The following is a 26628-nucleotide window of genomic DNA, read 5'->3' as shown; positions in this document are numbered from 1 at the left end:
TAGTTATAGCAGGGAACACCGGAACAGGGAACACCGGAATACCTAAGGAAAAAATTTTACCTATATCTTAATCCTCTTTGTAAAACTCATACAAATTTTTTCCCGTGCCCTTAGCCCGATACATAGCCGTATCTGCTAATTTAATTAAGGTTTTCATATCTTGAGCATCCGTTGGATACAAACTAATTCCGATGCTAGTGGTAATCAAAACTTTCTGTCCTTCTAAAACCATATCTTGAATAATAGTATCGAGGATTTTTTGGGATACCCTGGCGACATCCGACTTACTGGGAATACCTGGAAGAATCACGGTAAACTCATCCCCACCCAACCGAGAAACCGTATCACTCCCCCTCAAACACCCCTTGAGTCTATCCCCAATGGTTTTCAGGAGTAAATCTCCAATCTGATGACCGAGGGTATCGTTGACGTGCTTAAAGTCATTCAGGTCTAAAAATAACAGCGCCACCATCCGATTTTGACGATTAGCCCATTCTAGCGATTGAGTTAAACGTTCTTGGAATAAAATTCGGTTAGGAAGTCCGGTCAGGGGGTCATGTTCGGCGGAAACCCGCAATTCTGCATTAGACCGCTTCAATTCAGCCGCAATTTGTTTTAAATTGTCTTCTAACAGTTTACGTTCTGTAATATCTCGAATCACCCCTACTAAATAGAGATTTCCCGCCGCATCTCGGTGGAGCGATCGCTTCGTGGCAATATAATGGGTAATCCCATTAATATCGGTTAACTGTTCTTCATTTTCCTGTTCCCAACTTGTATTAAATGCCATTTCATCTTGTTGACGAAACAGTTCGGCTTCATGTTTAGGAAAAAGTTGGTCATCACTCTTTTCCATCAACACATCCAACGGATAACCCACAAACTTACAATAGGCTTGATTTAACACAATTTTCTGATGATCTTTATTTTTCACAAAAATCGGGTCGGGAATCGTATTAATAATACTTTGTAAAAATTCGGTAGACCGTTTTAACTGTCCTTGTAAATGGGCTAAATGGGCAATAATTACCCCCGCAGACCCGATTAAAGCCAAGTTAGCCGGAACCACAGGAATCCACCACCCTCGCAGAAAAGCCAGATAAGTAACCCCGGTAATCCCAATACTAATTAAAATGATTAAAGATACCGAACGACGGAGGGATTGAAGTTTCCAACTCAAAGCAGCCCCCACCCAAGAGCATCCGAAAATCCACAGCCATTCTAAGGGTTCTGGCCAGACTTTAATTAAGGTTCGACCATCTAAAACCGAACTAATAATTTGACTGGTTAATTGGGCTTGTAGTTCAACACCATACATCGGTTCAGAAGACTTAAATATCCCATCACTATAGGAGGTAAATTCTGAATCTTTAATGCTCGGAGCCGTAGAACCAATAATCACAATTCGATTTTTAATTAAATCAGGAGAAACTCGATTTTCTAAAATATCTCGCATCGGAATCGAAGGAAATGTTCCCGCCGGCCCCCGCAAATTAATCAAGAATTGATAACCGCCATCGTAGGCTCTAATATAGGAACCATCATTGGGTCTAAACCAAGGAAATACCGTGTTTTTAAATTGTAATTCATTAGGATTTTTGGGAGAAGGTTTAGACTCAATTCCTTGATTTTTTAAATAAATTGAAGCTAGTTGTAAAGCAAAACTTTTGTGAAACTTTTGCTTATTTTTTGTGTCTGTAAGATAGAGTAATCCCCGGCGAACCTTGCTGTCAGCATCTCGAGGTACATTATTAAAACCAATTTTATTTTTATTTTCTAAAATCTCAGGAGGACGCACCCCAGATTTCCCACTATTTTCTACTAATTCAATGCCAATTAAATTGGGAATGGTTTTGAAAGCCTTGGCTAATTCTGCTTGTCCGGGTTCAATGGGTAAATCCCGATAAATATCTAAACCAATAGCTTGCGGTTTACCCTGATTAACTTTTTGTAATAGTCGAGCCAAAGTTCTATCGGAAATTGGATACCCATACTGTTGTAAATCCTGCTCATCAATCCCAATAATTAAAATCCGATCATCTACAGATTCTAAGGGACGTACTCGAAAATATTGATCATAAAGTGCCCATTCTGACGGTTGCAAAATCCCTAAAAATCTAATAAAAATCACCACCACCGTTACACCGGAAGCCGTAACCAATACTCGACCTTCTTGAGATAACCAGCGTTTGAAAACGGGGACAATTTGACCACGATAACCTTTAAATCTCTTGAACATCGGTTGCAACGATCCCATTTATTTATCTGTTTAAAGTCACTATCTTACGAATTACGAATTACGAATTACGAATTACGAATTACAAATAGGTAATAGGTAATAGGTTGCTCCCCCTACCTCCCCTGCTCTCTTTACTTCCCCTGCTCCCGTTGCCCCTGATAGTCCGATAATTCAGCTAATTTTTCTAATGGTTGAATTCCAGGGTATAACTTCCCCCCAATTTCCCAAGTCGGGAAACCCTGAATTCCGGCTTTTTCGCAAAGTTGGGTTTGAGAATTTTTGCCGTCAGTAGTGCACTCAATATAATTAATTATAGCAAACGCCTCTTTGCCAAAGAGTTGTTTTTGATCATAACAGTGAGAACACCAATAGGCCCCATATTCCTTGACCCCACTTTGAGTCAAGTGACGGGCTAAAGCGATTTCTGCTGGCCCGGATGTGGTGGTAATTGCTAACCCCGTATTACCACCACTATCACTAAAAGCGTTAGCAGTATTGATGTCGCCAACACTATTGTATAAACCCAGAGCTACAATTGCGGTAATCATTGCTACCCCAAGACCCGATAACCCAAGTTGACCCAGATCTTCCCAATTTTGCCTGATTAAAGTTAAAACAAATAGACTAACACAGAAAAGAGCCGAGGCAATACAGTAGGGGCAGATTGCCTGAATTCTGAAAAATAACACAAACATTAAGTAACTACTGAAACAGACCATAGTAGTAGTTACAAGAAATAGAAGAAACCCCGTTTGAGTTTCCACAGCTTGGCGACGGGCTTTTTGGGTCGTAGGATCAAAAACCAAAGGCACAACAGCCAACAGTAAAACCGTCGTATAGGCAAACAATCCAAATAGAGTCAAGGGTAAACCCAAAACCATCGAATAAGGACTATTGAGAACTTCTTCACAGCCAGAAGTGGGACAAACCGCCGTCCCACCCAAGAGTTTAATACTGGTTAAATAGATATTTTCAATCACACCGATTAAAGCAATCGTCGCAATAATCAGCCGTGACCAGCGATGAATCCAAGGGGTAGAACGTCCCATAAATCAGTGATCAATAAACAGTTATCAGTTATCAGTGTAAGAGCGAACAGTTAGGAGTCAAGAGTTGAACTAACTATTTCACTAATTATTTTTTGTTTTGACTGATAACTGATGACTGATCACTGATAACTGATTCACGCTCCGGCGGGTTGTTTCGACAAACTGACTGACTCGACTGGGATCAATCGGTTGATGAATCTGTCCATGGCGTTTTAGGGAACTGGACACAATCACCCCATCAGCAGCTTGAATTAGGGTTCCCACATTTTCCCAACTAGCACCACTACCAATAAATACAGGAGTTCCTCTGGCTGCCGCCCGGGCTAGTTCTAAATCTTCTAAACTGGGGGGATTTCCCGTAGACCAACCGGACAGAATTACCCCATCAGCCAAGGCCCGCTCAATGGTTTCTTGGACAGCCGTTGTCAGGTTAGGAGATCCCAAGGGACGACCATGTTTGACCAAAACATCGGCTAAAATTTTGACATCACTACCTAATTCCCGTCGATAACGCAGAATCTCATGGGCGTGACCTTCGATAATCCCTTGATCCGTAGCCATAACGCCATTCAAGACATTAACGCGGATAAATTGAGCCCCCGTACAGGCTGCAATGGCTAAGGCACTATGGGCATCATTCCGCAGTACATTAATCCCAATGGGCAGTGTCACTAAGTTCATAATGCGCTGCACAATCAGGGTCATGGCGCTGACAACAGCCGGATCAACTTTATCCTTAGCAAAGGGAGCATCAAAAAAATTCTCGACGATGATGCCGTTGACCCCGCCCGAAGCCAGGGCCGTTGCCTCTTGTTCGGCGCGGTCAATAACCGTTTTAAGATTTCCTCCCCAACGGGGAGATGTCGGTAGGGGCAACAGATGTACAACACCGATAATAGGATTTGGAGTTTTAAAGATTTGATCTAAGTCCACAGATTTACATATTTCCACCAAAGTTTTAGTGCTTCACCTCTATGCCCAAGGCTAAGGCAGAGCATGGGTAGTCTGAAAATGAATAAATACATCACATTTTATAATTTTATCATCTGTCAACTCTTAACTCGTACAGACGCGCTAAGACAAATTTTTACACCGATTACTGATCACTGATTACTAATGAAAATTGTTCTAGTCCTGTTGGGAATATTGCTTGTTGTTTTGATGGCGGTGGAGATTGGGTTACGCCTTCGTTTTGGATTGGGTTCTCCCATCTTGTATTTGGCGGACTCGGACATTGGTTATTTATTGGCCCCAAACCAGAAAACCCGTCGTTATGGCAACCAGATTGAAATTAATCAATATTCAATGCGAAGTGCCTCTATTACTTCCCTGCCCATTTCTGGGACGCGGCGGGTGATGTTATTGGGGGATTCTTTGGTGAATGGGGGATGGTGGACAGACCAATCTCAAACTCTGTCGGCTTTGATTGGCCAACAGCTAGGTCGTCAGGGGCAGGGGGAAGTCCTGAATGTGGCTGCTAATTCCTGGGGGCCACCGAATCAACTGGCCTATTTACAACGGTTCGGGATGTTTGGATCGGAGGTGATTGTGTTATTGCTCAATACCGATGATTTATTCACTGAACCCCCGAATCCCGGCGTTGTAGGGCGCGATCGCAACTACCCTAATAAGCCACCTCGTTTAGCGTTAGTGGAGGTGTTTAATCGCCGTTTAAAACTCTGTGAACCGATTCCAGCCGCCAAACAACCCCAACCTTCTGACCCGGTGGGATACAATTTGGATAAGATCCAAGGGATTGAGGTGATCGCTCGTCAAAATAATGCTAACTTTATATTAGCCATGACCCCCTTATTGCGAGAAGTCGGTGAACCGGGATCACGGGATTATGAAATTAAAGCCCGTCAACGATTAACGGAATTCACCCAAGCTCAAAATTGGGTTTATATTGATTTTTTGCCGATCTTTAAAGCAACTTCTCAACCCGAAACTCTGTATCGAGATCATATTCATTTGAGCCCCTCTGGGAATCAATTAGTCAGTGAAAAGATCAGTCAAAAGTTAGAAGAAGAATTGAGGATTAGAAATAAAAATAAATGAAATATACAGATTTAATTAGGTGAAAACATTAACTATGCAGGATACTTTAATTAACAGCTATGCTCCAGATTTTGAATTGCCAGGAATTGATGATGAAGTTCATCATTTAGCTCGTTATTTAAAAGAATATAGAGCCGTTGTTGTAATTTTTATGTGTAACCATTGTCCCTATGTTCATTCCTACTTAAATCGCCTGAAACAGTTGCAAAAAGACTATCAAGAACGGGGTGTAATTTTAGTCGGAATTAATGCCAATGATGCTACCCAATATCCCGATGATAGTTTTGAAAATATGAAAAGTTTTGCTACAGAACAGCGATTGAATTTTCCCTATATTCGAGATATTACCCAAGAGGTAGCCCATTGTTTTGGAGCAAGTAATACCCCGGAAACGTTTTTATTGGATCGGGAAGGAATTGTGCGCTATCAGGGCTTAATTGATGATAATTCCCAATTCGCTGAAAATGTCACTGTCCCCTATTTAAAAAATGCGATCGCCCAACTTCTCAACAACGAACCAATTACGACTGAACGCACCGATGCGATCGGTTGCTCAATTAAATGGAGACATTGATAGCTCGGAAAACCATAGACAAATATCTCAGGTCTTAACAATTGGATCTAAATCCAAAAAACTGAAACAATAGAGGTAAATTTATAACTGATAACTGATAACTGATGACTAATGACTGAATATATCCTGATATGATAACCCCAATGTCTAAGCGACGGGTAACGATAAACCCAATCCGTTCACGAAAATTGGCGATGTTGATCAACACAAAGGCTATGGGGGTACAAATGGGAACAGCGTACAAACGCATTTTACTAAAATTAAGTGGCGAAGCCCTCATGGGAGATTTGGGCTATGGCATTGATCCATCGGTGGTTCAAGACATAGCTCAGGAAGTAGCCAAAGTGGTTAATCAAGGAGTACAAGTCGCCATTGTGGTCGGGGGTGGTAACATTTTTAGAGGAGTGAAAGCCGCCGCCGGGGGCATGGATCGAGCCACGGCCGATTATGTCGGTATGATTGCTACGGTGATGAATTCGATTACCTTGCAAGATGCTTTAGAACAAATTGGGGTTCCGACCCGGGTGCAAACGGCGATCGCCATGCAGGAAATCGCTGAACCCTATATTAGACGCAAAGCCATTCGCCACCTAGAACTCAATCGGGTGGTTATTTTTGGTGCAGGTTCTGGGAATCCTTTTTTTACCACGGACACCACCGCAGCGTTGAGGGCGGCCGAAATTGATGCGGAAGTGATTTTTAAAGCCACTAAGGTAGACGGCATCTATGATAGCGATCCGAAACATAACCCGGACGCTAAACGTTACCAAACATTGACATACAGCTACGTCCTCACCCATGATTTACGAGTGATGGATAGTACAGCGATCGCGCTGTGCAAAGAAAATAATATCCCTATTGTTGTATTTGATCTCACTGTGCGGGGCAATATCAGCCGGGCGGTGAGTGGTGAACCTGTTGGAACCTTAGTTGGAGGTTTGTGTGAAGTTAGCTGAAGTTGAAGATAACATGGTTAAAGCATTGGAGGCGGCTCAACGCTCCTTCAATACTATCCGAACTGGACGAGCCAATACCAGTTTATTAGATCGAATCATCGTGGAATATTACGGCAGTCCCATGTCGTTAAAATCTGTGGCGAATATTAGCACCCCCGATGCCACGACCATTGCAATTCAGCCCTTTGAACGCAATATGGTCAATATCATCGAAAAAGCGATTTTACTCTCCGATATTGGGTTAACACCAAATAACGATGGTTCTGTGATCCGTCTGAATATCCCCTCCTTAACCACTGAACGACGGAAAGAATTAGTCAAACAAGTGGCTAAATTAGCTGAAGAAGGGAAAGTCGCGGTCAGAAATATTCGTCGGGATGCCATTGACTCTGTTCGGAAACAGGAAAAAAGTAGTGAACTCTCCAAAGACGAAGCTGCTGATTTACAAGATTCCGTTCAGAAACTAACAGACAAGTACATCGTTAAAATCGATGAAGCCTTGGCTTTGAAAGAAAAAGACATTACCACGGTTTAACACTGATGTTGAGGGTTGTGATTAACAGTTAACACCCAACCCTCAACAAAAAAAATCATCAAAAATAGGTAATAGTAAACAGTTATCAGTGTAAGAGTTAATTGATTGACGGATGAATTCTTGACTGATAATGCGGATACTTGATAACTGATTACCAATTCTATGGCAACAATATTTGACTGTATTATTGTTGGTGCTGGCCCAGCCGGAGGAGCAGCAGCCTATCATTTAGCCAAACGCGGACGTTCGGTTTTAATTTTGGAAAGAGAAACTTTTCCCCGCTTAAAACCCTGTGGAGGAGGTGTTTCTCCGGCGATCGCCCAATGGTTTGATTTTGATTTTAGCCCAGCAATTTCGACAACGGTGGAGCGAATTCGCTATACCTGGCAATTAAATGATCCGGTGGAATCTGATATTCCGGTTGCGATGTGGATGGTGCGACGGGATGTATTTGATCAATTTCTGATCCAACAAGCTAAGGGTCAAGGGGCGCAACTACAGGACAATACAGAAGTTACCGGGATTGAATTTAAAAGTGATCATTGGCAAGTAAATACTACCACTGAACCCCTAACGGCTAAATATTTAATTGGGGCAGATGGGGCTAAGGGTTCAATGGCAAAATGGCTTGGCTTGAAACAGTCTAAACTGCGCCAAAGTCAATTTATGGAAGTGGTGACGGATCAACCGTTGTTACCCAGTTTTGAATTTGGCATGGTGAAAAATGGTAGTATTTGGGGATTCCCCAAGGCTGATGGCTATTCCCTGAGTGTTGCGACTTTTATCGGGGGAGAACCTAAAAATCTGAAGCAGGACTTACTGGATTATGCCAGTAAAGCAGGTTTAGGAAGTTCGACAATTTATGACCATCCTCTATGTCTATGGGATGGAGATAAAAATTTACATACCCAAAATGCTGTGATTGCTGGAGAATCCGCCAGTTTAGTTGATCCTTTATCCGCCGAGGGAATTCGTCCTTCAATTCTGAGTGGGGTTAAAGCAGCAGAGGCGATTGATCAGGCTTTAGGCGGTGTTAGTAATGCCTTAGAAGGCTATACCCAAATCATGAAGGAAGAATGGGGTACAGATATGGTCTGGGCTGGCCGTTTAGGGGGTGCATTCTATCGTTTTCCCAAAGTTGCTTATAAGGCTGGGGTAAAAATGCCCGCCGCTACGAAAATCATGAGTAAAATTTTCTGTGGTCAACTGCGCTACGGAGATGTGGCGAGTAAGGCAATTAAACAATTAATGCCCTTTTAGTCAGTTATCAGTCATCTCAATTTTATTTTTAAAGTATTAACGATGTTAGAAACAGAAATTACCAACTATGACTGCATCATAGTAGGATCTGGATTGTCTGGACTGATTGCCGCACGAAACCTTCAAAGGGCAGGTCATCAGATTTTAGTTTTGGAGGCACAGGATCGGATTGGTGGACGGATGTATGGTCAACAGATTGCACCGAATCAATATATTGATTTTGGAGGTCAATGGGTTGGGCCGACCCAAGATCGGTTTCTGGCTCTGTTGGATGAGTATAAAATCTCACGCTTTCCTTCACCATTAGAAGGAAAAACAGTCTTTTTATATAATGGGAATCGGTCAGAATTTAAGGGCTTCTTTCAAGGATTTCCCGAAGGAGAACGTCCTGAGATTAGTCAGGAAGAATGGGACGATGCAATGCAGGCTTGGCATCGTTTTGAGGAACTTTCCCAGTCCCTACCCTCGGGATACCCCGGTCGAAATCCTGAGCATAAACGGCTTGATGCTCAAACCTTTGCCCAGTGGATCGGTGAAAATACCAAAACCGATTTTGGTCATTGGTACTTTTCCTACATGGTTCGTGCCGTTGGGTTCCTAGGGCCGGCGGAACCGGGTGAAGTCTCACTGCTGCACGTTCTTTGGGGTCATCGTTGTGCCTCGCAATCGGAGCATCCAGAAGCGGAATTGATCCACGGTGGGGCGGGACAGATTCCTGGGATAATAGCGACGGAATTGGGGAATAAAATTCAGATCAATGAACCCGTGGTCAAGATTAGCCAGGATCAAGCAGGTGTGGAAGTTACAACCGGGCAAAACAGCTATAAAGCCAAGTTTGTGATTGTCGCCATGCCACCCCATCTCAGTGGTCGGATTAGCTATGATCCGCCTTTACCTGCAACCCGTCAACAGCTTACCCAAAGGTTTCCCATGGGAACCCTGGCTAAAATTTTGATTTCCTACGAGTCTCCCTTTTGGCGGGAAAAAGGACTGGCGGGTGTGGGGATGGGTAACAGCCAGTGGATTGAACTATTTGCCGATAGCTCCGATCCTCGCAGTGGGAAAGGAGTTATTGCTACTTTTGTGATGGGCGATCGCTATCATCGTTGGCAGGTTTTAAATGAGTCAGAACGCCGTTCGGCAATTTTATCCGATCTGGCGGCTTATTTGGGGGATCAGGCCCTATCCCCTAGCACCTTTGATATTGTGGATTGGCCAGCCAATCCCTGGGTCGGGGGAGGATATGCCGCTTTTATGCCACCGGGTGTCTGGACAAATTTCGGGGATGCTATTGCTACCCCGGTTGGACGGATTCATTGGGCTGGATCGGAGATCGCCGAGCGCTGGCCTGGTTTTTTTGATGGGGCGGTGCGGACGGGTGAAACTGCGGCTCAGGTGGTTATAGCAAGAGGCAATAGGGAATAGGCAATGGACACTCTTGTAAATACTTACTGTGAGAAGCTTTTAGCTTTCAAGAATGTCCTAATAGGTCTGGCGACTGCTATATCAGTCGTCTTCATGGGTGAGTTAACAACACCGATCAGTAAGCTGTATAGCACAGGGCAAAAAAGAGGGAATATAGCAACCGCCAAGGCAGTTAGGACACCAGATGGATCTTAGAACCCAGACGGTGAAGTATTTTCCCCCCAGATCCGGCGTTCCCTGTTCTCGTTCGACAAGCTCACGACGCAGCCTGTTCCCTGCTTATAGTCAATTTTGACATTTTTCTCATCTTCCTTGATGCTAATAGTTAAATCCTGATTAAAATTATTAGCATCGAGTTGGAGGATATTCATAGTCTGAATCTCAAGGATTAACCATTAAGTTTTTGATTATACGTTAAGGAATCAAAAATAAATAACTTGCACAATTAAACCCTGGAAACCTTGATCTATCGTAAACTATTGCTCAATTAGTCACTTTATTGGTTTTCCATTCCTAATTGGGGTATGGGTGATTAGAGGGAAGAATTAGGGTGACAACTTCTATAGTCTGGACAATTAATGGCAGCTTCAGATAGGGCAATGGTTGGTTGTACCGGACATTTGAGGTGATAGTCTCCAGTAAAGAAGATACAATCTGCACAGGGGATTTGGTGCATTTGTTTGGCTTGTTTCACCGTATCCCGCAAGGCGGCGACAATACTCCAAGTTATCAATATAAATAATCCCCAAGCCAAAACAAAGCAAGTTGGGACTAAAAAGGGTTGAATACTTTGAATTATGGTTCGTATAAATTCTAACATAATTATCACCTTAGTTCTCTGACCAACAATATCCTTTTTCTCCTGTTCCATCACCAACCCATTCTAGCAGTCTATCAAATTCTTTTACATAAAAAATGATTTTGCCTCCGTCACCGTCATAGTGTTCCCAACTTTCAATAATTCCTTGTTTATGAGTCGTATTGGGATTTAATAACTGTCAATAATTAGCTAAAATTGCCGATCTTGCTCCTTTATAATTCAAGTTAATTGCACCTAAAAACTATTAAAATTACTACGATTATCAAACAGTTTGCAATATCCTCGGTTTAGGAATAAAAGGGGAAAAGCCTCCATAAAAGCATTTTAAGGCTCTGCATTTAAACAAGATTTTAGGCAGCTTTTCCTGGGTAAATCGTGCGTTCACCTTTAGGAATAGAAATCCAACCTAATTCCTGTAAACGATTAGTTAAATTAGAAATACTCACCCCCAACTCATCTTTGATGGTATAAAGGTGTTGCCAATTGGTTAAATCTCGACCGACTCGTTTGGCTTCTAAAATTGGGCGTGGCATTAACAAACAACTGGCAAAATATTGAGCTTGCCATTCAATAGATGCTAAACGAGCATCTTCAATTGTAGCTCGACAAACAAAGGGTTCATCTAATAGATTTTCAGAAGTTTCTGACGCTCCAGACTCTAATTGATCATGATCAATATGTAATACCCAATGACCGATTTCATGAGCAATGGTAGACTCAATAAAGCCCTTGGGTTTTTCTTGAATTTCTTCGTTAATTTCAATTAGTCTTTCCGTGGGCAAAATTCGAGCCGCGATCGCCCCCTGTTCATCGGGCACAATGCAATCCCAAACCACCCCTAAATCCAGAAAGTCTGCCACCAAAGAAGCCTCAAACGGCCACTCAGGGGCAAAATTAGGTGTGGCTTGCATCCGTCGCAAAATCTCATTTGCCCGACGCTCAATCGACTCTCGACGATAAAAGCGATAGGGTTTCAGGATACTCACTTATTCTACCTCCCGCGCAGCCTCAAAAATTTGCTGGGCAAAGTTCGGATTTTCTTGCATCCGGCGGAATAGAGCCGTCATACTCTTATTATTTTCTTTGAGAAATTTCTCATAATGCTGAGGTATTCGCCCCGCCAAAAAGATCAATTCCTCCTCATCCAAACCCAGATTTCTCGCTAAACCCCTAATTACATCTTCTTTAGGAGAGTAATCGGCGCGATCATTCTCTAGCTTAGATAAATAGGTGAAATCCACTTCCAGCAATGCCGCTAACTGACGCTGTGAGTAGAACTTCTCTTTCCGCGCCTGACGAATTAGCTTTCCAAAGGTTTGTTCCATAGTACATTCCTCCCGATTCCGATAGTACGCTGATTTGAATAAAATTTCAACCCTCTACCACCAGTCTACTGCCTACGGGTCGGAAGGGGGTAGAGATGGGGAAATTGGGATCAAAAAATTTTTTCCCTCTGGGACTTGACGATTAAATCAACATTAGCTAAGATAGGGGGAGTTGAATAAAAGTTCAATACCCAAAAGCCACAAACCGCTTTTGTCGTAAATGTCTAATGATTCAACCTCAATCGGGTGTTTTAATCACTCGATCAATTGAGGATTGAGGTTTTAGTAAAAGGGAACAGGGAGGGAAAGACTACTGATGCAGCAAATCGCTTGCGGTGAAGTCTTTTCCTCCGTTGTTAACTATTACCTGGCATAAATAAAGAGAGTTGGATATAGTTAGGAGTAAATCGGAAAGGGTCAGGAGTAGGAGTATTTTCAGGTAAAATCCTGTCTAATTGACCCGGATATTGACCCTCTAATTTTAACCAATGTTGTAGAATTTCTTCTCGGTTATCTTGGGGGTCAACCAGGTGATAAACTCGGATTCGTTTTTTACCTTCACTTTGGGATCGTACACAGGTTAAACGATAACCAATTTTATCTAAAAACCGCCGTAAAATAGTAATCGGACTTGAATTTTTAGCCAGCCCAATACCAATAATAGTCTTGATGGCATTGCGATCTTTTAGGGCTATTTCGGCAATAGTTTGTAAGTCAGCATCGGTATTTTTTAAATCTCGTTTTGGATTTTTGAGTAAAGCAGGAATCCCCAATAATTCCATAATTCCAATGATAGCTCCTAACTGGGAACGGTTAAAATCAGGAGCAAAAATATTTCCCTGTCCCTGTTCCATTAACCGTCTAGCAATCAGGGCATCTCGACCGATTAAATAGGAACGACCAACGGTTAAGAAATAATGGATTCTGAGTTGTTCATACCATCCTTGATCATCTTTATTAATCACATCGGAAGTAACAGCAATACCATAGCGTAATTTTAACTCATGTTTACGGATAGCCCGACGTTCTTCGGGGATTTTAACTAATTGTTGTTGGAGATAGTAATATTGACTATCGCTCAGATCTGGGGCGTTAATTACCGCCACGGATTCTGCTTGATAATTCTGATCTTTGACTGCTAGAATTAGTTCGTTGAGACTAGGACGTTCTGAACATTCGGGTTTAAATTTTTGAGTGGATTTAATCGAATTTTTGGGTATTTTTTTGGCTTGTGGTATCTCAATAATTTGATGACCCTCTGCCATTAACGCGGTTAAAATCGTCTCTCGATAACGCGCCATTCCCGCATTAAATCGGACTGCCATTTTTGCCCAACCCATTAAGGATTCCGCTTGAAATCCTATTTCTAAATCATCTAATTCTTCAAAATCAGATTGTTGTAATAGACGAATATTTAGGCGGGTTAATTTTTGTCCACTACTAAGTAAAGAACTCATGGAGGTTGCCCCATTTCCTACCTGATTAAATCCTCGGTTTGCCATCCAAATAAATCGCGGAATATTCTCTCGAATTCGTCCCAGGGCTTGACGAACAGAATTTTCCGCTTGAATCCCTTGAAATATTCCCCAAACCGAGGTAAAATGGTTATTAATCTCAATACTAACTCCCGTTTCAATTGAGGGCGACGCTAATACAATATCATACTGTTTTAGCAGATGATTCAAGTTAGAAATTGCACCATAAGCCTGATGATTGGGATCGGCTAAGGATTCGGAATCTATTCTTAGAATAGAGCGATCGGGAAATTGGGTTTTTAAATAGGTTTCTAGGGTGCGAGTCCCCCATTTACTGGCTAATTTTTGGGCTGACAAACATACAAAAGGTTTCCCCCCTTCGGCAATATGTTGTTCTAGGTCTTTCACGAGTTGGTCGGGGGTATTTCCTAAATAATTATGAATTTTCCAGGCTTCATTATTTGAGGGTTGCCATTCATTTTGAATAATAAAAGGTTGCAGATGTATACCCGATAGGCTAGTCAAATAATCAATAGAAATATCGCTTAAATCCGCATCGGAAATTACCACTTGACCCTTTCCCCCTAAAACATTTTGCATCAGGGTTTTAAATGATTTAAGAATAGAAACCCTATGATTTTGACAGGTTTCTGAGTTTAATCCATGCCACAATACTTGTTCAACTTCGTCTAAAATAACTAACCCATTTGACCAGTCTTTTGCTTCAAATTTAACCCCAGAATTAGGATGCAGAGAATCAATACATAATCCATATCCTAACGCCGAATTAGGGGTATCAACGGCCGATTTCATGTATTGTAATCCGAACCGTTGACAAAGGGCTTCAATCAGTCGAACTCGATGACCGATAACTAATACCCACTTACCATTTTTAATTGCTTCTTCAACTATGTTTTCTAAAATTTTAGTTTTTCCGGTTCCTTTAGGGGATTTAATCGCGATTAATTTAGCAGATTCAGGTATTTTTATTGAGGATAAGTAACGACTATTTAGGTCAATATCTGCCGGATAAGTTAACCGATTAAATGAAAAAGCCTTCCAAGTTTCTAAAGGTATTGCATTTTGATAAGCCTGATCAAATATAGTTTGACTTTGTGCTATAATTAAATCATCAACCCCTTTACCTAACTTTGGATTCCAGGTAACTATATATACAGAACATTCTGCTTTTATGAATAAATATCCCGTTTGCTGAATAGCTGAATTAACGGCTTTAATTGTTTTAGGTTTAGTATCTTCATCAAATACCATATAAATTTTACGATTTTGAGTTGCGAACTGCTGTAACTGCTGAATCAAAACAGGTTTAGCAATTCTATTTCCATATTGATCTCGAGGAACTCGATACCCGCTATGAATCCCTGGAAGTGCAATCGCAATATATCCTGCTGTTAGTAATGCTCCGGCTTTTTTCGCCCCTTCAGTAATACATAAAGGCAGTTCAGGATGAGTAATCACCCAGTGCCAAAAACCTAAGTCTGGTTGATGGGGTCGGAGGTCAGAAGAATTGATTTTAACCCCATATTTTTGAGCAATTTGCTCCCAAATGGTTCGAGAAATTCTTAGTGCAAAAATTCCCATAGGTGTGTTAGGGGGATGTTCATATTTAATTAATTTGCTTTGGTCTGAAGTTAAACGGGGTTTGATGGGCTTAAAACATCCCCATAAATCAGGATTTCCAGTCAAAATATCCATCCCAGAACACCACCAACCCCCATCATAAAGATGCTGATAACGGTTGAGCATAGGCTGAGATATCCGACCTGTATTTAATCTAGGAATAGTATCAGAATAGAGAAGATAATCTAACGGACGATACCCCTCTAAAGGAATCACATTCAGTTGAGTGAGTTCTTCATCTACGCCACTTTCTGTCCATTCTGTCAAATAGTCCATTTCTCTCTCATTGCAACTGCGGATTTTTAAGCGTAACCCTAGGATGAAAGCTTGAGTATAAAATTTTGTAAACGTTTTGACGTCAAAGGGATATCTCGTAAAAAATCAGCACAATTTATCCTATAGAAAACAATAAAATTATCTTATATAATAAGTATATCTGGCAAAACAATCCCCAGGAGAATAAGGAATAGGGAGTAAAAGAGAGACACAAGTTTATGTTTGAGTATCAGTCTTTTTCAATCATGCTGTTTGTGTGACTGTTATATCTCTTAAGATAATTCACCAAAACGTTGTCGATACTCTGCTAAGGTTTGTTGAGTTTGTTGTAACAATTCTTCTGGAGTTAAATATCGAACATTTTGGCGGTCATACCAAGATAAAATTTCTCGTTTTATTCCGCCAATATTAACAGTAGTTCTTCCAATTCCTAAGCCAATTTCCGCCATCCAAAAGGGTTCACCGATTTGGAGGTGATATTGTCCGTTAACTAGATAATAAATCTCTAAGGGTTGATGTCTGTCTCGTTGCCAATAATCGGGATTATAAATAATATAATAACGTACCCCTAAACGGGCATAAATTACCATTTTTTCCTCATACTCTCCTCCAGGTGTTTTAGAAACAACTTCTAAGGTGAAAATGGGAACAATATTGTTTTCTTCCCAAACTACATAACTTGACCGTGAATTTCCTCCTTTCTGACGTTCTACTCCTAAACTTAAAAACCCGTCAGGAACAATAGGAACTAAGGGATTAATGCCCGTCGTGTGATAAATCCCCATATCAACGGCAAAAAACCAATCTTGGCGAGATTGCCAAATAAATTCCAGTAAAAATAATAGAAAATTAGGAATAAAATTTTGAATTTCGTTATCCACAGGAATATCAGCAGAACAAGGTAACTCTGAACTGGTTGGCAACTTTAAATTAAGATGAAATTGTACCATATTCATAACTCCTGTTGCTTGTTTTTTATGCCTTTAAAAATCATATTCTACCTCTAAAATTTCCGTATATTCAAATTCATTCGGACTTTGATGGACTAAAGGATAACGATTTCCGGCTAATTCTATCCAGTCTTCTTCACAATCGGTTTTAGGAGAATTATAGGATAAAACATACTCTCGTCCGATGCGTTTTTCCATCTCTTGCGCCACTTCTCCCCGCCATTGGGTTTTAGTTACTAAAACAATTAATTGATTCGCTAATTGAGGAATAATATTGGCAATTTGTCGGCGATAAATTTCATCTAAACTACCAAAGGGAGAGTCCATAACAATCGGAAAGGTGCTACTATCTAGCCCCATTAAGGTATTTTTTTGACTCCATTCTCTGACTCCATCAATAATTCCCCCAATAAACGATAAACTTAAAATTTGATTTTCCCCCGTGGAAGCGGCGACTTCTGCTTCCTCTCCGGCGGTAGTTTCTACTAATTTTAATTCATATTTTTCAGTTAATTTAGGTAAATATGGGGTAAAGGAAATTTGACTAAATAACTTTTGAACCCGCTTTTCTAACTGACAGCGAAACTGTTGGTCTAAACGGTCTTTGACTTCATTTAAACGCAGAATTGTATCCTGAGTCACCGCAATTCTTCTTTGAACTAACAGTTGTTTCGTTTCATTCATTTGCTGTTTATCTATTTGTCGAGATAAACTCTCAATAGTCTGTGTAAATGTTTCAATTTGTTGTTGATTTGAACCCGTTTCTCGATTCAGTTCACTGATTTTAAGTTCAATTTCATCTAAACGTTTTTGCAATTCTTGAATATCCTCATTGGGAAATTTTCTGAGTTTATTGGTAATACTATCGAGTTCATTTTCAATTCTTTGTAATTCTTCTCTATTCGTTTGAATATTGTGTTGTTGACGATTAATTTCTTCCCAAAATTGAATCCCTTGTTTATCTAATTCATCGACTTGGGTACTCAAACGAATCGCTGTTTCATCAATATCCGCAGTTCCAGACCGATTTAATAAGTGTTGAACCTGTTCACATTCAGTTTTTCCAGGAATTAATTCAGCCCCACAAATACATTGTTTTTGCTCTAATAAATTTTGCACAAACTGTTTTGTAATTCCGGTATTTAACTCTCCCCGTTCTCGTAAACCTGAAAATAAACTTCTAAATTCTGCCGTTAATTCTGGGATTAAAACCGTATAGGCTTTTGTAGAAATAGCCCGATTAATGGCAATATGAGCTTGATGGAGTTGTTCGCGTAATGATTGTCTTTTGCGATCTAATTCATCCCGCAACCTTTGTAATTCCGCCGCGCCCCCCAACTCCAATAATCGCTCACTCAAAGTACATTTTATCTGTTTTAGACTCTCCAATTCTTGGTTAATTTCCGTCTGTCTTTGGGATAATCTCTCAATTTCCTGTTCCGCTTTTTTCTTGTCTTGTAAATATTTTTTAGTTTCAGGATTTCCAATAATTGCTAAATCCGTTTCTAAGGATTTTTTGGCTTCCCCTAAATGTTTAATAGCTCGATTTAAAACCTCTACTCCTAATAATTCTTTAGTCGCGTCAGAAATTTCTAGTTTGCGTTCATCTCTAACAATTTGCTCAATTCTCTCTCCATCAAAAAAGAAATATTGATGTAAACTTAATGGTAAAATTCGATTAATAATTTCCTCCGGTGGATGAGGAGGCATTCCCCAGCGTCCGTCATCTCCAGCCACTTGCATATATAATTGACTAGGGGTTTGTTCGATATCATTCCCATTTTTATATGCTCGACAAATTCGTTTAACTAAATATCGTTTATGATCATGTTCAAAGATTAATTCTATCCAACATCCTACTCCTTGTCCGGGTTCAGCTTCATTTAAAGCTCGTTTATTGACGAGATGTTCAGAAATAGAAAATGCGGCACTAAACTTTTCATATAAAACCCAAGTAAAAGCATTCATTAAGGTGGTTTTTCCGGCTCCATTATTACCATGAATAACCGTTGTATTTCTTTCTCCAGAAGCTAAATGAATTTCTGGAGTTTTCCCATAAAATTGTCGGAAATTGCAGAGTTGAATCGAAATTAATTTCATTTCACCACATCCTTAATAATTTTGAGAATATCATCATTAATATTACGGGGATTTTTCATATATAGTTTATCTCGTTCGGCTTGTAATACCCGTTCAATAATTTCTCGCACTTCCGGGGAAGCATTGATAATCGGGTCTTGAGCTTCTTTAGGATTAATATTATCCCCATAGGTGGATTTTTTCTCAGAGAAAACATTAGCAATAGTGGTAATAATACTTTCAGAATATTTAAACATTTTAATTATACCCTTATTATGGCAGTCGGCACTACCCTCAATATTACAATATTTTGTCAACTTCTTGCCATTGTTATTGTTGCCCGTTGTTGCGCTTCAGCGCTCCGGGGAGGGGTGCTAAAGCACAACAACGGAATTTGCAATCCAAAATAAGATTATAAATCTAATAACCCATATCGTTTTTGTAACTGAAGTAATTTTAATCTCGCTTCCCCAGCATTATCAGCTAAATTGGCAAATTCCAAAAACCGTTTTAACTCTTTTCTTAACAAATTCCGTTCAACTTCTAAGGTATTTCTATCTAAATCTGGTGGTAATACAATCATATCAAATAACGTCGCCCGTTCTTTCCCTGGATGGGGTCTTAATATTCTCCCCCGTCGCTGAATAAATTGTCGAGGATTACAACTACTTGCTAATATTACCGCATTTTTAATCGCTGGAATATCAACTCCTTCATCTAAACACCGAATAGCAACTAACCCTTGTAATTCTCCCTGTTCAAATTGTCGGCGTAATTTTTCTCGCTCTATTAAAGGGGTTTCGGCGGTATAAGTATTCACCCGATAACCTAATTCTGCTCCTAATAATTCAACCGTTGCTTCCAATTGTCGAGGAGAATAATCCTCTAGGGTTTCTACACTTCCATCCCCACAATAAAATAAAGTATGGGTTGTATGTAACCGGGTTTTCATTAACTGGCGTAGGGCATCTAACTTGTTACTGGCGGAGGCAATTAACCGAGATCTTTGAATTAACAAAGCGGTAATATTTTCGTTATTTTCCCAGTCTTTATCCCTTGTCAATACCCAACCAATTCGAGTCGTTAACCTATGATAAGCTCTGCTTTCAGCTTCAGTTAATTCTACTAAAATCGGATAATATAAATACCGCACTAACGCCCCTTGACGAATCGCTTCAGCTAGAGTTAATTCCGGTTGTAAAACAGGCCCAAAATAATCTAAAATAGCATCGCTGCCACTTTGATCAAAATGTCGTTCAGGAGTAGCAGAAAGGGCTAATCTCAAGCCAATATTTCTAGGTAAACTTTCTTCTAATTTGGGACTTCCTAAATTATGGGCTTCATCCCCAATGATCAGAGTTTTTTCAGGAAAATAACGAATTTGCGATTGCAAACCTTCAGAAATTAAGGTAGAATTAGTCGTAATAACCGTTAAAAAAAACTGATTTCCGGCTCTTAATTGATAGAGTTCCGCCGATAATTGTTTTTGCCAATGGTGTACACTTTCAAAGGCTAAAATCGGTTGTAATCCAAATTTTTTAGCCTCCTTTTCCCATTGAATTACTAAATGGCAATAGGGGCAAATAATGATAATTGCTTGTAATCCTATTTGATCATATAACTGAGTAGCGATCGCTAAAGCAGTAATAGTTTTACCGCTTCCAGTTGCCATTTTTAACGTTCCCCGCCCTCGATTAGCAAACCAGTTATTCACAGCTTGCTGTTGATACTCTCGCAGATGCAAAGATAAGGGAATTTGAGGAATACATTTATCAGTCATCAGTCATCAGTTATCAGTTATCAGTGTAAGAGTTATCAGTTAATAGTGAATTTATTAACTCATGATCTCAAGTCAGAAACTAAATTATTAGAACACCAAAAAAATCAATCCCCATTACCTATCACGGATTTAAGAAGATTACGCAGATTAACACAGATTTTAATCTGTGAAATCCTTTTAAATCCGTGATCCCTATTCCCCTTCCCAGTCTGGACAAGTTTCTGCTTCAGCACCCATCGGGTGCATTCCACAAACCAATAAATTTCCCCCATAAACTTGTCCGTGATAATGTTGGCATCCTCGACAGGCCGGATGTTCGGTTTCTGTCGGTTGAATGTATGTGACAAAGGGATCAAAATGTTCGTCCTCGGTATCAATATCTAAATTCAGACCTAAATCCAAATCCAAATAAATATCAATAATCGGTTCAAAGATATCATTGATATATTCATCAAGTTCGGGAAGAATTTTATTTTGTACCTCATCGGTAATTTCTTCCGATATCTTGGTGAGTTCGTTTAATATTTCGTTCAATTCTTCAGTCACGTCTGTAAAAAACTTCTCCATGTCAGAAACGGTTGTTTCTATCGCTTCTACAATACTTTTTGACCAATCTTCCATGACACTGATAACCAGTTTTCTGAATAATTTCTATAAAATATAGCAAAAAACAGCTATACCAGAATTCTAGTATAGCGCAATTTAATTAACCCTTCACCTTGAATTTTTTTGTCGGGTCAACCTCCTAATCTTTCTGGAGACGACGCAATTCCTCCTGTAAATCCCGCACCTTGTCTTTTAACTGACCCACTCCATCATCCCCAGAATCATCATCATCCGAAATCTCAATCCGACGAGGTTCTGTTTTTTTTGCTGAGGGCGTCGGTTCATTCCCTGGTTTTTGCACTTGCTGAATCGTATCTTCCACAAAACGACGTGCTTCTTCTGTGGTCATTTCCCCCCGCTTGACTAGCTCATCGGCTAGTTTTTGGGCATCTGTGCGTAATTCTGCCAGGGTTTTACTAGCTTTTTCACCCGCATAGGAGGCTAAACCTACCCCTAAATAAACCGCTTTTTGGACAAGATCTCCGAAACCCGGCATAATGACTCCAGTTTCTTAAAATATTATTAATTAAACACTTGCTGGCTAACGGTTAATCAACTTAGTCTTTAATTCGTGTTCAATCCCGATATCGTCTCAAAAAAGTGACCCGGAGTTTACGCCTATCAGAAGCATCCCGTATTGCTGCTACCTTCCGGTTCTGACAAGATTTGGGCGTTCCAATCGCATAAGTCCAGGTCATTCACTACTATAACACAATTTTTGATTTTGCAACCTAAAACCTTAAATCAATTACCTGATCCTCTACTTCCGCGCCCTAGCAGGTAATCGTTTCTGCTTCTTATTCGGGGCTTTGGGTTTTAATGCGGGTCGAGGACGAGGTTGGGCTCGAACGGGTTGGTCATGTTCGAGGGAGTCTTCCTCAAAGTAGTCAACAAAAATATCCGCCCCATTCACAATTGCCCCTAAAAGTCGCGGCCGATATTTTTTGGGATCGGCTGACTCGGTATCCATTAATCTGTCCGTAACCTCTCCTAATAGCCCCGAGGCGGTGTAAATTGGGCGAGTCACGATCACCATCCCATCGGTGTAGGGTTCCAAGGTTAAAACATCATTATTGCCTTCTAAAGTCGGACTATCCACCACCACAAAATCAAACCGATAGCGGACTTCCTCTAATAAGCGGCGCAATTCACTCGATTCTAAAACCGTTGCTGGGTGACGCACTCCCCCCGGACTGGGAATCACATATAAATTAGCGACATCGGGAACTAAACGAATACAGCCATATAAATCCCCATAATATTGTAGGGGTTCCACCGCACTGTGGGAATCGAGGACTAATCCCAGGGATTCTACTTCCGAGGGCGATCGCAAATCAGCTTCAATTAATAGAGTCCGTTTGCCACTTCTAGCCGAGGCGATCGCTAAATTATAGGCACTTAAAGTTTTTCCTTCCCCGGTTCCCACACTGGTAATTAAAATAACTTTAGGAGATTTATTGCCAACCCGTTGTAAATTACTGCGAATTTTTTCATAAAATTCCAAATAGGGGGAATAACGTTTGAGTAACAACGGTAAAACATAATCTTCTGGGAATAAAAACACATTAGGCACAACTCCCAAAAACGGAACTTCGCGCTCTTTGAAAGCTCCTTGAATTTCTTCCCAAGTGTAGAATTTCCCACTCAACATTCCCAAGACAAAAATAATCACCGCCCCGCCTAAAACTCCTCCGAGTCCTCCCATTGCCAAAATTAAAGCCATACTCAACGCTTTAGGAACTTCGATATCAGGAGCTTGTGCGTTTTTGGTGATCGCTAAACTACTGGTTATTTCAGCTTCAGCCGCTTTCGCATCCACTAACTTTACCTGCATTTGATCATACAAGGCTTTTTTATAAGCAACTTGCTGTTCTAGCCGTTGTTTTTCTGTTTGTTTATTCGGAATTGTGGCATAGTTTTGTTTCAGGTCTTCTCCAGTTTTTTCAGATGATTTTAATTGTTGTTCTAAACTTTCTTTTTGAGTTTTTAACTCAATTAAACTTTGAGCTAATTGTTGACGAGTTGGATCAAGAGAAGAATCAACCCGAATTTTATCCACACTGACTAAAGGAGCCGCAATTCCACCTCCTCCCAATACTTCTGAAGCTCGAGATTGTAACTGTTTTTCGGCGGCTTGTTGACGTTTGACTAATTCTGCAACTAAAGGATGTTGATCTTTATAATCCTTGCGTAAAACCGCTAATTGTGATTCAATTTCATACAATTGAACCCGCAGTTGAGCAATAATTGGATCAGAGGCTAAGGCTTGAGCTACAAAGGCTTGGTCAGCATTTAAACCTAACTGAGATTCCAAACTTGCCACTTGAGCGTTTAGGGCACTTAGCTGTAAGTCAATCTGTTTTTGCTGCTGTTCATTGGCTAAAATTGCTGTGGGTAAGGAGCCACCTTCTAAACTTAAAATAGTTGCTCCTTCCCGTTTATCATAATTTTCTAACTCTTTTTCTGCCTGTCTCAATTCTGCTTCGGCTGGTTTTAATCTTTCTTGAATTAGATTAATAATACTATTCAATTGTTGAGTATTAATAACACGACTTTGTTGTCGCATTTTCTCCATCAATTTATTCACAAAAGTTACCGATCGTTCTCGATTAGGATCTTGATAAGAAACAGTAAGTTTCATCGGAGAACCCTCACTATCCCTTCCCGGAGCTTTGGCTGGTTCTAGTTTAATTCCTAAATTTTTTTTTAAATCATTCGGTGGAATATTAAATTCTTTGAGCAGCGGATCTACTACACTTTCAGGAAGCAACATTTCCGGTGCTAGTTGTTGTCCTTGTTGTTGAATAACTTCCCCGGTTTTAGAAAAGATCACCGGACTACTTTGACCCATCAGAATACCCGTTGCTTTATAGGGAGGAGTAGCCGGAGGTTCCATCAACATTGCAGCGGCTCCCGATGCCCCTAACGCGACAGTAAAGGTGGCAAAACCCGCCAATTTATATTGATCAAAAGCAATTAAATATCGTTTAACAATCGGTAAAGTCATAATAATATGGGTAATGGGTAATGGGTAAGAATAAATAAAAAATAGGATGATAGGTATTAACTGCTTATTTTTTCTTGTTACTATTACTGCTACCACTACTACTACCACTGGGACTAAATAGATTTTCTACCCCGCTTTGTAACTGTTGGAAAAATAACAGAAATCCGAGAATATCGCGAAAAGGTTGAGTAAAAGTATTTAAAACAAAACTCACGCGAGTGATTAAATTGCGGTTAACAACAATCACATCATTGTCTTGTAATAAAACATTATCCGTGGCATCACCAGCTAATACATTTTTACCATTTAAAAGTTGTTTTGTGGGTTTTCCGGTTTCTGGATCATAACGAATTAAAGCAATTTCCTGTAAATCCGCTAAATTCAAAGGAACGGAATTTAATACATCAATAAAACTACTGCCATTTTGTAAAGCTACCGTTCCCACCGTACTCACAGGATAACTCAAAATTCTCACCGTAATTTGAGGACTAGCTAAGTTGGATGTCGCCACCAACCGTTGATCATAACCTGACTTTTCATCCGGTTGTAATTTCGGAATAATAATAGCGTCGCCATTCTGTAAAGACACATTCGGTAAAGCCGTTGCCTCTTGAATGGGAGTATATAAATCAATAATATCCTCGATTAAGCGACCATCGGTCGTAATTCGACAAATCAAAACCGACCGCAAATCCGAGGTGATTCTTGCCCCACCTGCGGCCTGGATAGCCGTTGTTACCTGTCCACTACCTGGAGGAAGTTGATAAAATCCGGGTCGGGTGACATCTCCGACAATGGTTACACTCACAGCATTTGGGGCGGCGGCCAAACTATAGGTTTCTAAAATATTCCGAGTTGGCCCTTGATAGGCCCGCACCTCCTGGGAGGGAACCACAATTACGTCCCCATCTTCGAGTAACAAATCTACGGGTCTAACGCCTAATAATAATGGCGTCAGTAAATCCACATCCGTTTCCACCACTTGACCATTCGCTAAGGTACGCCGAATTTTAATCATTCTTAAATCCGCCGCCGTTGTGGTTCCCTGGGCTGTTGTCAGGGCGATCGGGAGTTCGGGACTGGCTAAGGGGTAAAATCCGGGTCTGGCCACTTCCCCCGTCACCGTCACCCTTACCGGACGTTGGGTTAATAAAGCCATATTAGTTTGGGGATTTTGAACAAAAGGATTTAAACGACTATTAATAATGACTTGTACCTGTTCCAAGGTTAAATCTTGAACCCGAATGGCTCCAATTAAAGGTAATAAAATCGCACCATCGGGGGTAACGGCCGTGGTGGGAACACTCAGGTCATTGGAACGCTGGCCATTAATAAACACATCAATATACAGTTGATCCCCTGGGCCAAGACGATAATTGACCCCGCGATTTTCACTTAAACGCCGGAAATAAATATTATCAATTGGGGGAGGAAGTTGTGCAGAACGGTCTAAAACGGGATTCCCCGCCCGTTCAAATAGTTGTATAATTTGGGGCCAGGTGGGTTGGGGGAAGCTCGGTGGTCGTAACTTTGCCCCCGGATAGGGTTGATTGACTACTCCTTGGGGAATTACACATTTTTCTGGAAGATTGACGGTTTGGGCTAAAACCCTTTGTTGGCTAGAAAAGCCCCAAAGCAAGGCGGTAAAACAGACTATCCAACTGCTGGAATAAAGACTGGTGAGGAATAGGGATACAAAGGTCTGGCGACAACGATGATTCATAGTTAAATAATCAAGCAACATCCATTAAGGAGTTGTGGTAGCTAAGGCTTCAGCCATTAAGGAGGCTTGTATACTTTCACCCAGAGAAACGGCCAGGGGCCAGACATCCTTAATATTATCTAAGGGTTTAATCGGAATTAAAAGACTAACACCCACCCAGGGGGCGCGATGCTTACTAAGTTGGGCCCAACGATCAATCCAAAACCAACGACTGGGGGCGGGATTTCCACCGTTAGGCCAAGCGTACCACTGAGTCACGGCCCAGGTCTGAGTTGCAGTCCAGGCTCTAAAAAATTGAACTTCAATTTCAGCCGGGTCTAATTTTTGGGCGGTGGATTTTATGGAAAAGCGATCGTCACTGAAATCATCGGTTTTCCACCCTAGAAATCCATTCAGATCCATCCATTCCAACTGAGGCTGATCTTTATAGTAATTTTGGGGAAATAATAATACTATTGCTGTCTGATTATCCCGTTTTATTTCTTGTTTTAACCACTTTTTACTGCCCGCACCCAAGGATTCAATTTTAACTGTTTGCCATCCTGGAATCGTCAAACCTTGTTTTCTAATAGTTTGAAGTTGGGGCAAGGTTTTGAGTTGGGGCATATCCATCCATGACCATTTTTTATTAATATAGCCCGGCATTGCTGCACCGATTAATAATATTATCATTAAGATGACAATGATAATTTTAGACTGTTTTTGTCGTAGAATCATATCAGTTATAGAGCTAGGGAATAGGGAATAGGGAATAGTAGGTTATGAGCAGGTTACAAGGTTTATTATTGTCAAATACCTTAATTGGTAGTGCTATATCAGTTATTTTTTATCGGTAGGATTGAAGTCTCCT

22 protein-coding genes and 1 other RNA gene are annotated in these 26628 nt (G+C 40.7%); 6 read left to right on the top strand and 17 right to left on the bottom strand.

Annotated elements, in window-relative coordinates; genetic code table 11:
- Positions 1 to 67: 67 nt before the first annotated feature.
- The 3 genes from NMG88_RS19870 to btpA all read right to left on the bottom strand — a co-directional run bounded on the left by NMG88_RS19870 (position 68) and on the right by btpA (position 4221).
- A complete protein-coding gene (locus NMG88_RS19870; protein ID WP_227364855.1) occupies positions 68 to 2257 on the bottom strand; it encodes a CHASE2 domain-containing protein in 2190 nt (729 codons plus the stop codon).
- A 113-nt stretch (positions 2258 to 2370) separates the two neighbouring features.
- A complete protein-coding gene (locus tag NMG88_RS19865) occupies positions 2371 to 3288 on the bottom strand; it encodes a vitamin K epoxide reductase family protein (protein ID WP_235760313.1) in 918 nt (305 codons plus the stop codon).
- Positions 3289 to 3369: 81 nt separating this feature from the next.
- Complete coding sequence (gene btpA, locus NMG88_RS19860) at positions 3370 to 4221, bottom strand: photosystem I biogenesis protein BtpA (protein WP_043936839.1); 852 nt, start codon at positions 4219 to 4221, stop codon at positions 3370 to 3372.
- 183 nt (positions 4222 to 4404) lie between these two features.
- Between btpA and NMG88_RS19855 the strand changes: the two genes are divergently transcribed.
- The 6 genes from NMG88_RS19855 (at position 4405) to NMG88_RS19830 (ending at position 10096) form a co-directional block, all read left to right on the top strand.
- Positions 4405 to 5346 carry an SGNH/GDSL hydrolase family protein gene (locus NMG88_RS19855; protein ID WP_227358150.1) on the top strand — a complete coding sequence of 314 codons (942 nt, stop codon included), beginning with the start codon at positions 4405 to 4407 and terminating at the stop codon, positions 5344 to 5346.
- 34 nt (positions 5347 to 5380) lie between these two features.
- Entirely contained in the window at positions 5381 to 5920 is a 540-nt protein-coding gene (locus NMG88_RS19850; RefSeq protein WP_254035825.1) for a thioredoxin family protein, read from the top strand.
- 227 nt (positions 5921 to 6147) lie between these two features.
- Complete coding sequence (pyrH, locus tag NMG88_RS19845) at positions 6148 to 6876, top strand: UMP kinase (RefSeq protein WP_042157824.1); 729 nt, start codon at positions 6148 to 6150, stop codon at positions 6874 to 6876.
- On the top strand, positions 6863 to 7411 hold the full coding sequence (frr, locus tag NMG88_RS19840) for a ribosome recycling factor (RefSeq protein WP_254035729.1): 549 nt from the start codon (positions 6863 to 6865) through the stop codon (positions 7409 to 7411). Before pyrH ends, frr begins: the two co-directional genes overlap by 14 nt.
- Positions 7412 to 7582: 171 nt before the next feature.
- Positions 7583 to 8671, top strand: coding sequence for a geranylgeranyl reductase family protein (locus NMG88_RS19835; protein ID WP_026785851.1), 1089 nt, complete (start codon positions 7583 to 7585; stop codon positions 8669 to 8671).
- A gap of 42 nt (positions 8672 to 8713) precedes the next feature.
- Entirely contained in the window at positions 8714 to 10096 is a 1383-nt protein-coding gene (locus NMG88_RS19830; protein ID WP_042156077.1) for a flavin monoamine oxidase family protein, read from the top strand.
- Between the two features lie 532 nt (positions 10097 to 10628).
- Here the strand turns inward: NMG88_RS19830 and NMG88_RS19825 are convergent.
- The 14 genes from NMG88_RS19825 to NMG88_RS19760 form a co-directional block, all read right to left on the bottom strand.
- The gene (locus NMG88_RS19825; protein WP_235752184.1) at positions 10629 to 10916 is read right to left on the bottom strand and encodes a hypothetical protein; all 288 of its coding nucleotides are present in this window, start codon (positions 10914 to 10916) and stop codon (positions 10629 to 10631) included.
- Between the two features lie 350 nt (positions 10917 to 11266).
- Complete coding sequence (locus tag NMG88_RS19820; RefSeq protein WP_042156083.1) at positions 11267 to 11902, bottom strand: ImmA/IrrE family metallo-endopeptidase; 636 nt, start codon at positions 11900 to 11902, stop codon at positions 11267 to 11269.
- Positions 11903 to 12241, bottom strand: coding sequence for a helix-turn-helix domain-containing protein (locus tag NMG88_RS19815; RefSeq protein ID WP_026785861.1), 339 nt, complete (start codon positions 12239 to 12241; stop codon positions 11903 to 11905).
- Between the two features lie 356 nt (positions 12242 to 12597).
- The gene (locus NMG88_RS19810) at positions 12598 to 15633 is read right to left on the bottom strand and encodes a plasmid replication protein, CyRepA1 family (RefSeq protein ID WP_254035728.1); all 3036 of its coding nucleotides are present in this window, start codon (positions 15631 to 15633) and stop codon (positions 12598 to 12600) included.
- Between the two features lie 272 nt (positions 15634 to 15905).
- Positions 15906 to 16583, bottom strand: a complete 678-nt coding sequence (locus NMG88_RS19805) for a Uma2 family endonuclease (protein ID WP_042156087.1) — start codon at positions 16581 to 16583, stop codon at positions 15906 to 15908.
- A 33-nt stretch (positions 16584 to 16616) separates the two neighbouring features.
- Positions 16617 to 18683 (bottom strand): AAA family ATPase, encoded by a 2067-nt coding sequence (locus NMG88_RS19800; protein WP_227364848.1) that lies wholly within the window; start codon positions 18681 to 18683, stop codon positions 16617 to 16619.
- Positions 18680 to 18919 carry a hypothetical protein gene (locus NMG88_RS19795; protein WP_042156089.1) on the bottom strand — a complete coding sequence of 80 codons (240 nt, stop codon included), beginning with the start codon at positions 18917 to 18919 and terminating at the stop codon, positions 18680 to 18682. Before NMG88_RS19795 ends, NMG88_RS19800 begins: the two co-directional genes overlap by 4 nt.
- A 155-nt stretch (positions 18920 to 19074) precedes the next feature.
- Positions 19075 to 20442 (bottom strand): DNA phosphorothioation system restriction enzyme, encoded by a 1368-nt coding sequence (locus tag NMG88_RS19790; protein ID WP_042156091.1) that lies wholly within the window; start codon positions 20440 to 20442, stop codon positions 19075 to 19077.
- Between the two features lie 192 nt (positions 20443 to 20634).
- Positions 20635 to 21063: a hypothetical protein gene (locus NMG88_RS19785; protein WP_042156092.1), complete on the bottom strand. Its 429-nt coding sequence runs from the start codon at positions 21061 to 21063 to the stop codon at positions 20635 to 20637.
- A 124-nt stretch (positions 21064 to 21187) separates the two neighbouring features.
- Entirely contained in the window at positions 21188 to 21544 is a 357-nt protein-coding gene (locus NMG88_RS19780; RefSeq protein WP_027248876.1) for a phasin family protein, read from the bottom strand.
- A gap of 103 nt (positions 21545 to 21647) precedes the next feature.
- An RNA gene (gene ffs / locus NMG88_RS19775) (signal recognition particle sRNA small type) lies at positions 21648 to 21744 on the bottom strand.
- A 64-nt stretch (positions 21745 to 21808) separates the two neighbouring features.
- Entirely contained in the window at positions 21809 to 24055 is a 2247-nt protein-coding gene (locus NMG88_RS19770) for a GumC family protein (protein ID WP_042157826.1), read from the bottom strand.
- Positions 24056 to 24119: 64 nt separating this feature from the next.
- Positions 24120 to 25778: a polysaccharide biosynthesis/export family protein gene (locus NMG88_RS19765; protein WP_227351180.1), complete on the bottom strand. Its 1659-nt coding sequence runs from the start codon at positions 25776 to 25778 to the stop codon at positions 24120 to 24122.
- 24 nt (positions 25779 to 25802) lie between these two features.
- Entirely contained in the window at positions 25803 to 26495 is a 693-nt protein-coding gene (locus tag NMG88_RS19760) for a cyanoexosortase B system-associated protein (RefSeq protein ID WP_036832020.1), read from the bottom strand.
- Positions 26496 to 26628: the final 133 nt, after the last annotated feature.

This window comes from Planktothrix agardhii (assembly GCF_904830935.1).
Lineage (GTDB): Bacteria > Cyanobacteriota > Cyanobacteriia > Cyanobacteriales > Microcoleaceae > Planktothrix > Planktothrix agardhii.
Note: the sequence above shows the minus strand (reverse complement) of the source record. Positions and strands in the feature narration are given on the sequence as shown.

What these genes read in the sequence shown, in the direction of transcription:
- NMG88_RS19870 (WP_227364855.1), bottom strand. Translation starts at nt 2,257, where the DNA reads ATGGGATCGTTGCAACCGATGTTCAAGAGATTTAAAGGTTATCGTGGT.
- NMG88_RS19865 (WP_235760313.1), bottom strand. Translation starts at nt 3,288, where the DNA reads ATGGGACGTTCTACCCCTTGGATTCATCGCTGGTCACGGCTGATTATT.
- NMG88_RS19855 (WP_227358150.1), top strand. Translation starts at nt 4,405, where the DNA reads ATGAAAATTGTTCTAGTCCTGTTGGGAATATTGCTTGTTGTTTTGATG.
- NMG88_RS19850 (WP_254035825.1), top strand. Translation starts at nt 5,381, where the DNA reads ATGCAGGATACTTTAATTAACAGCTATGCTCCAGATTTTGAATTGCCA.
- pyrH (WP_042157824.1), top strand. Translation starts at nt 6,148, where the DNA reads ATGGGAACAGCGTACAAACGCATTTTACTAAAATTAAGTGGCGAAGCC.
- NMG88_RS19830 (WP_042156077.1), top strand. Translation starts at nt 8,714, where the DNA reads ATGTTAGAAACAGAAATTACCAACTATGACTGCATCATAGTAGGATCT.
- NMG88_RS19825 (WP_235752184.1), bottom strand. Translation starts at nt 10,916, where the DNA reads ATGTTAGAATTTATACGAACCATAATTCAAAGTATTCAACCCTTTTTA.
- NMG88_RS19815 (WP_026785861.1), bottom strand. Translation starts at nt 12,241, where the DNA reads ATGGAACAAACCTTTGGAAAGCTAATTCGTCAGGCGCGGAAAGAGAAG.
- NMG88_RS19810 (WP_254035728.1), bottom strand. Translation starts at nt 15,633, where the DNA reads ATGGACTATTTGACAGAATGGACAGAAAGTGGCGTAGATGAAGAACTC.
- NMG88_RS19805 (WP_042156087.1), bottom strand. Translation starts at nt 16,583, where the DNA reads ATGGTACAATTTCATCTTAATTTAAAGTTGCCAACCAGTTCAGAGTTA.
- NMG88_RS19800 (WP_227364848.1), bottom strand. Translation starts at nt 18,683, where the DNA reads ATGAAATTAATTTCGATTCAACTCTGCAATTTCCGACAATTTTATGGG.
- NMG88_RS19795 (WP_042156089.1), bottom strand. Translation starts at nt 18,919, where the DNA reads ATGTTTAAATATTCTGAAAGTATTATTACCACTATTGCTAATGTTTTC.
- NMG88_RS19790 (WP_042156091.1), bottom strand. Translation starts at nt 20,442, where the DNA reads ATGACTGATAAATGTATTCCTCAAATTCCCTTATCTTTGCATCTGCGA.
- NMG88_RS19785 (WP_042156092.1), bottom strand. Translation starts at nt 21,063, where the DNA reads ATGGAAGATTGGTCAAAAAGTATTGTAGAAGCGATAGAAACAACCGTT.
- NMG88_RS19780 (WP_027248876.1), bottom strand. Translation starts at nt 21,544, where the DNA reads ATGCCGGGTTTCGGAGATCTTGTCCAAAAAGCGGTTTATTTAGGGGTA.
- NMG88_RS19770 (WP_042157826.1), bottom strand. Translation starts at nt 24,055, where the DNA reads ATGACTTTACCGATTGTTAAACGATATTTAATTGCTTTTGATCAATAT.
- NMG88_RS19765 (WP_227351180.1), bottom strand. Translation starts at nt 25,778, where the DNA reads ATGAATCATCGTTGTCGCCAGACCTTTGTATCCCTATTCCTCACCAGT.
- NMG88_RS19760 (WP_036832020.1), bottom strand. Translation starts at nt 26,495, where the DNA reads ATGATTCTACGACAAAAACAGTCTAAAATTATCATTGTCATCTTAATG.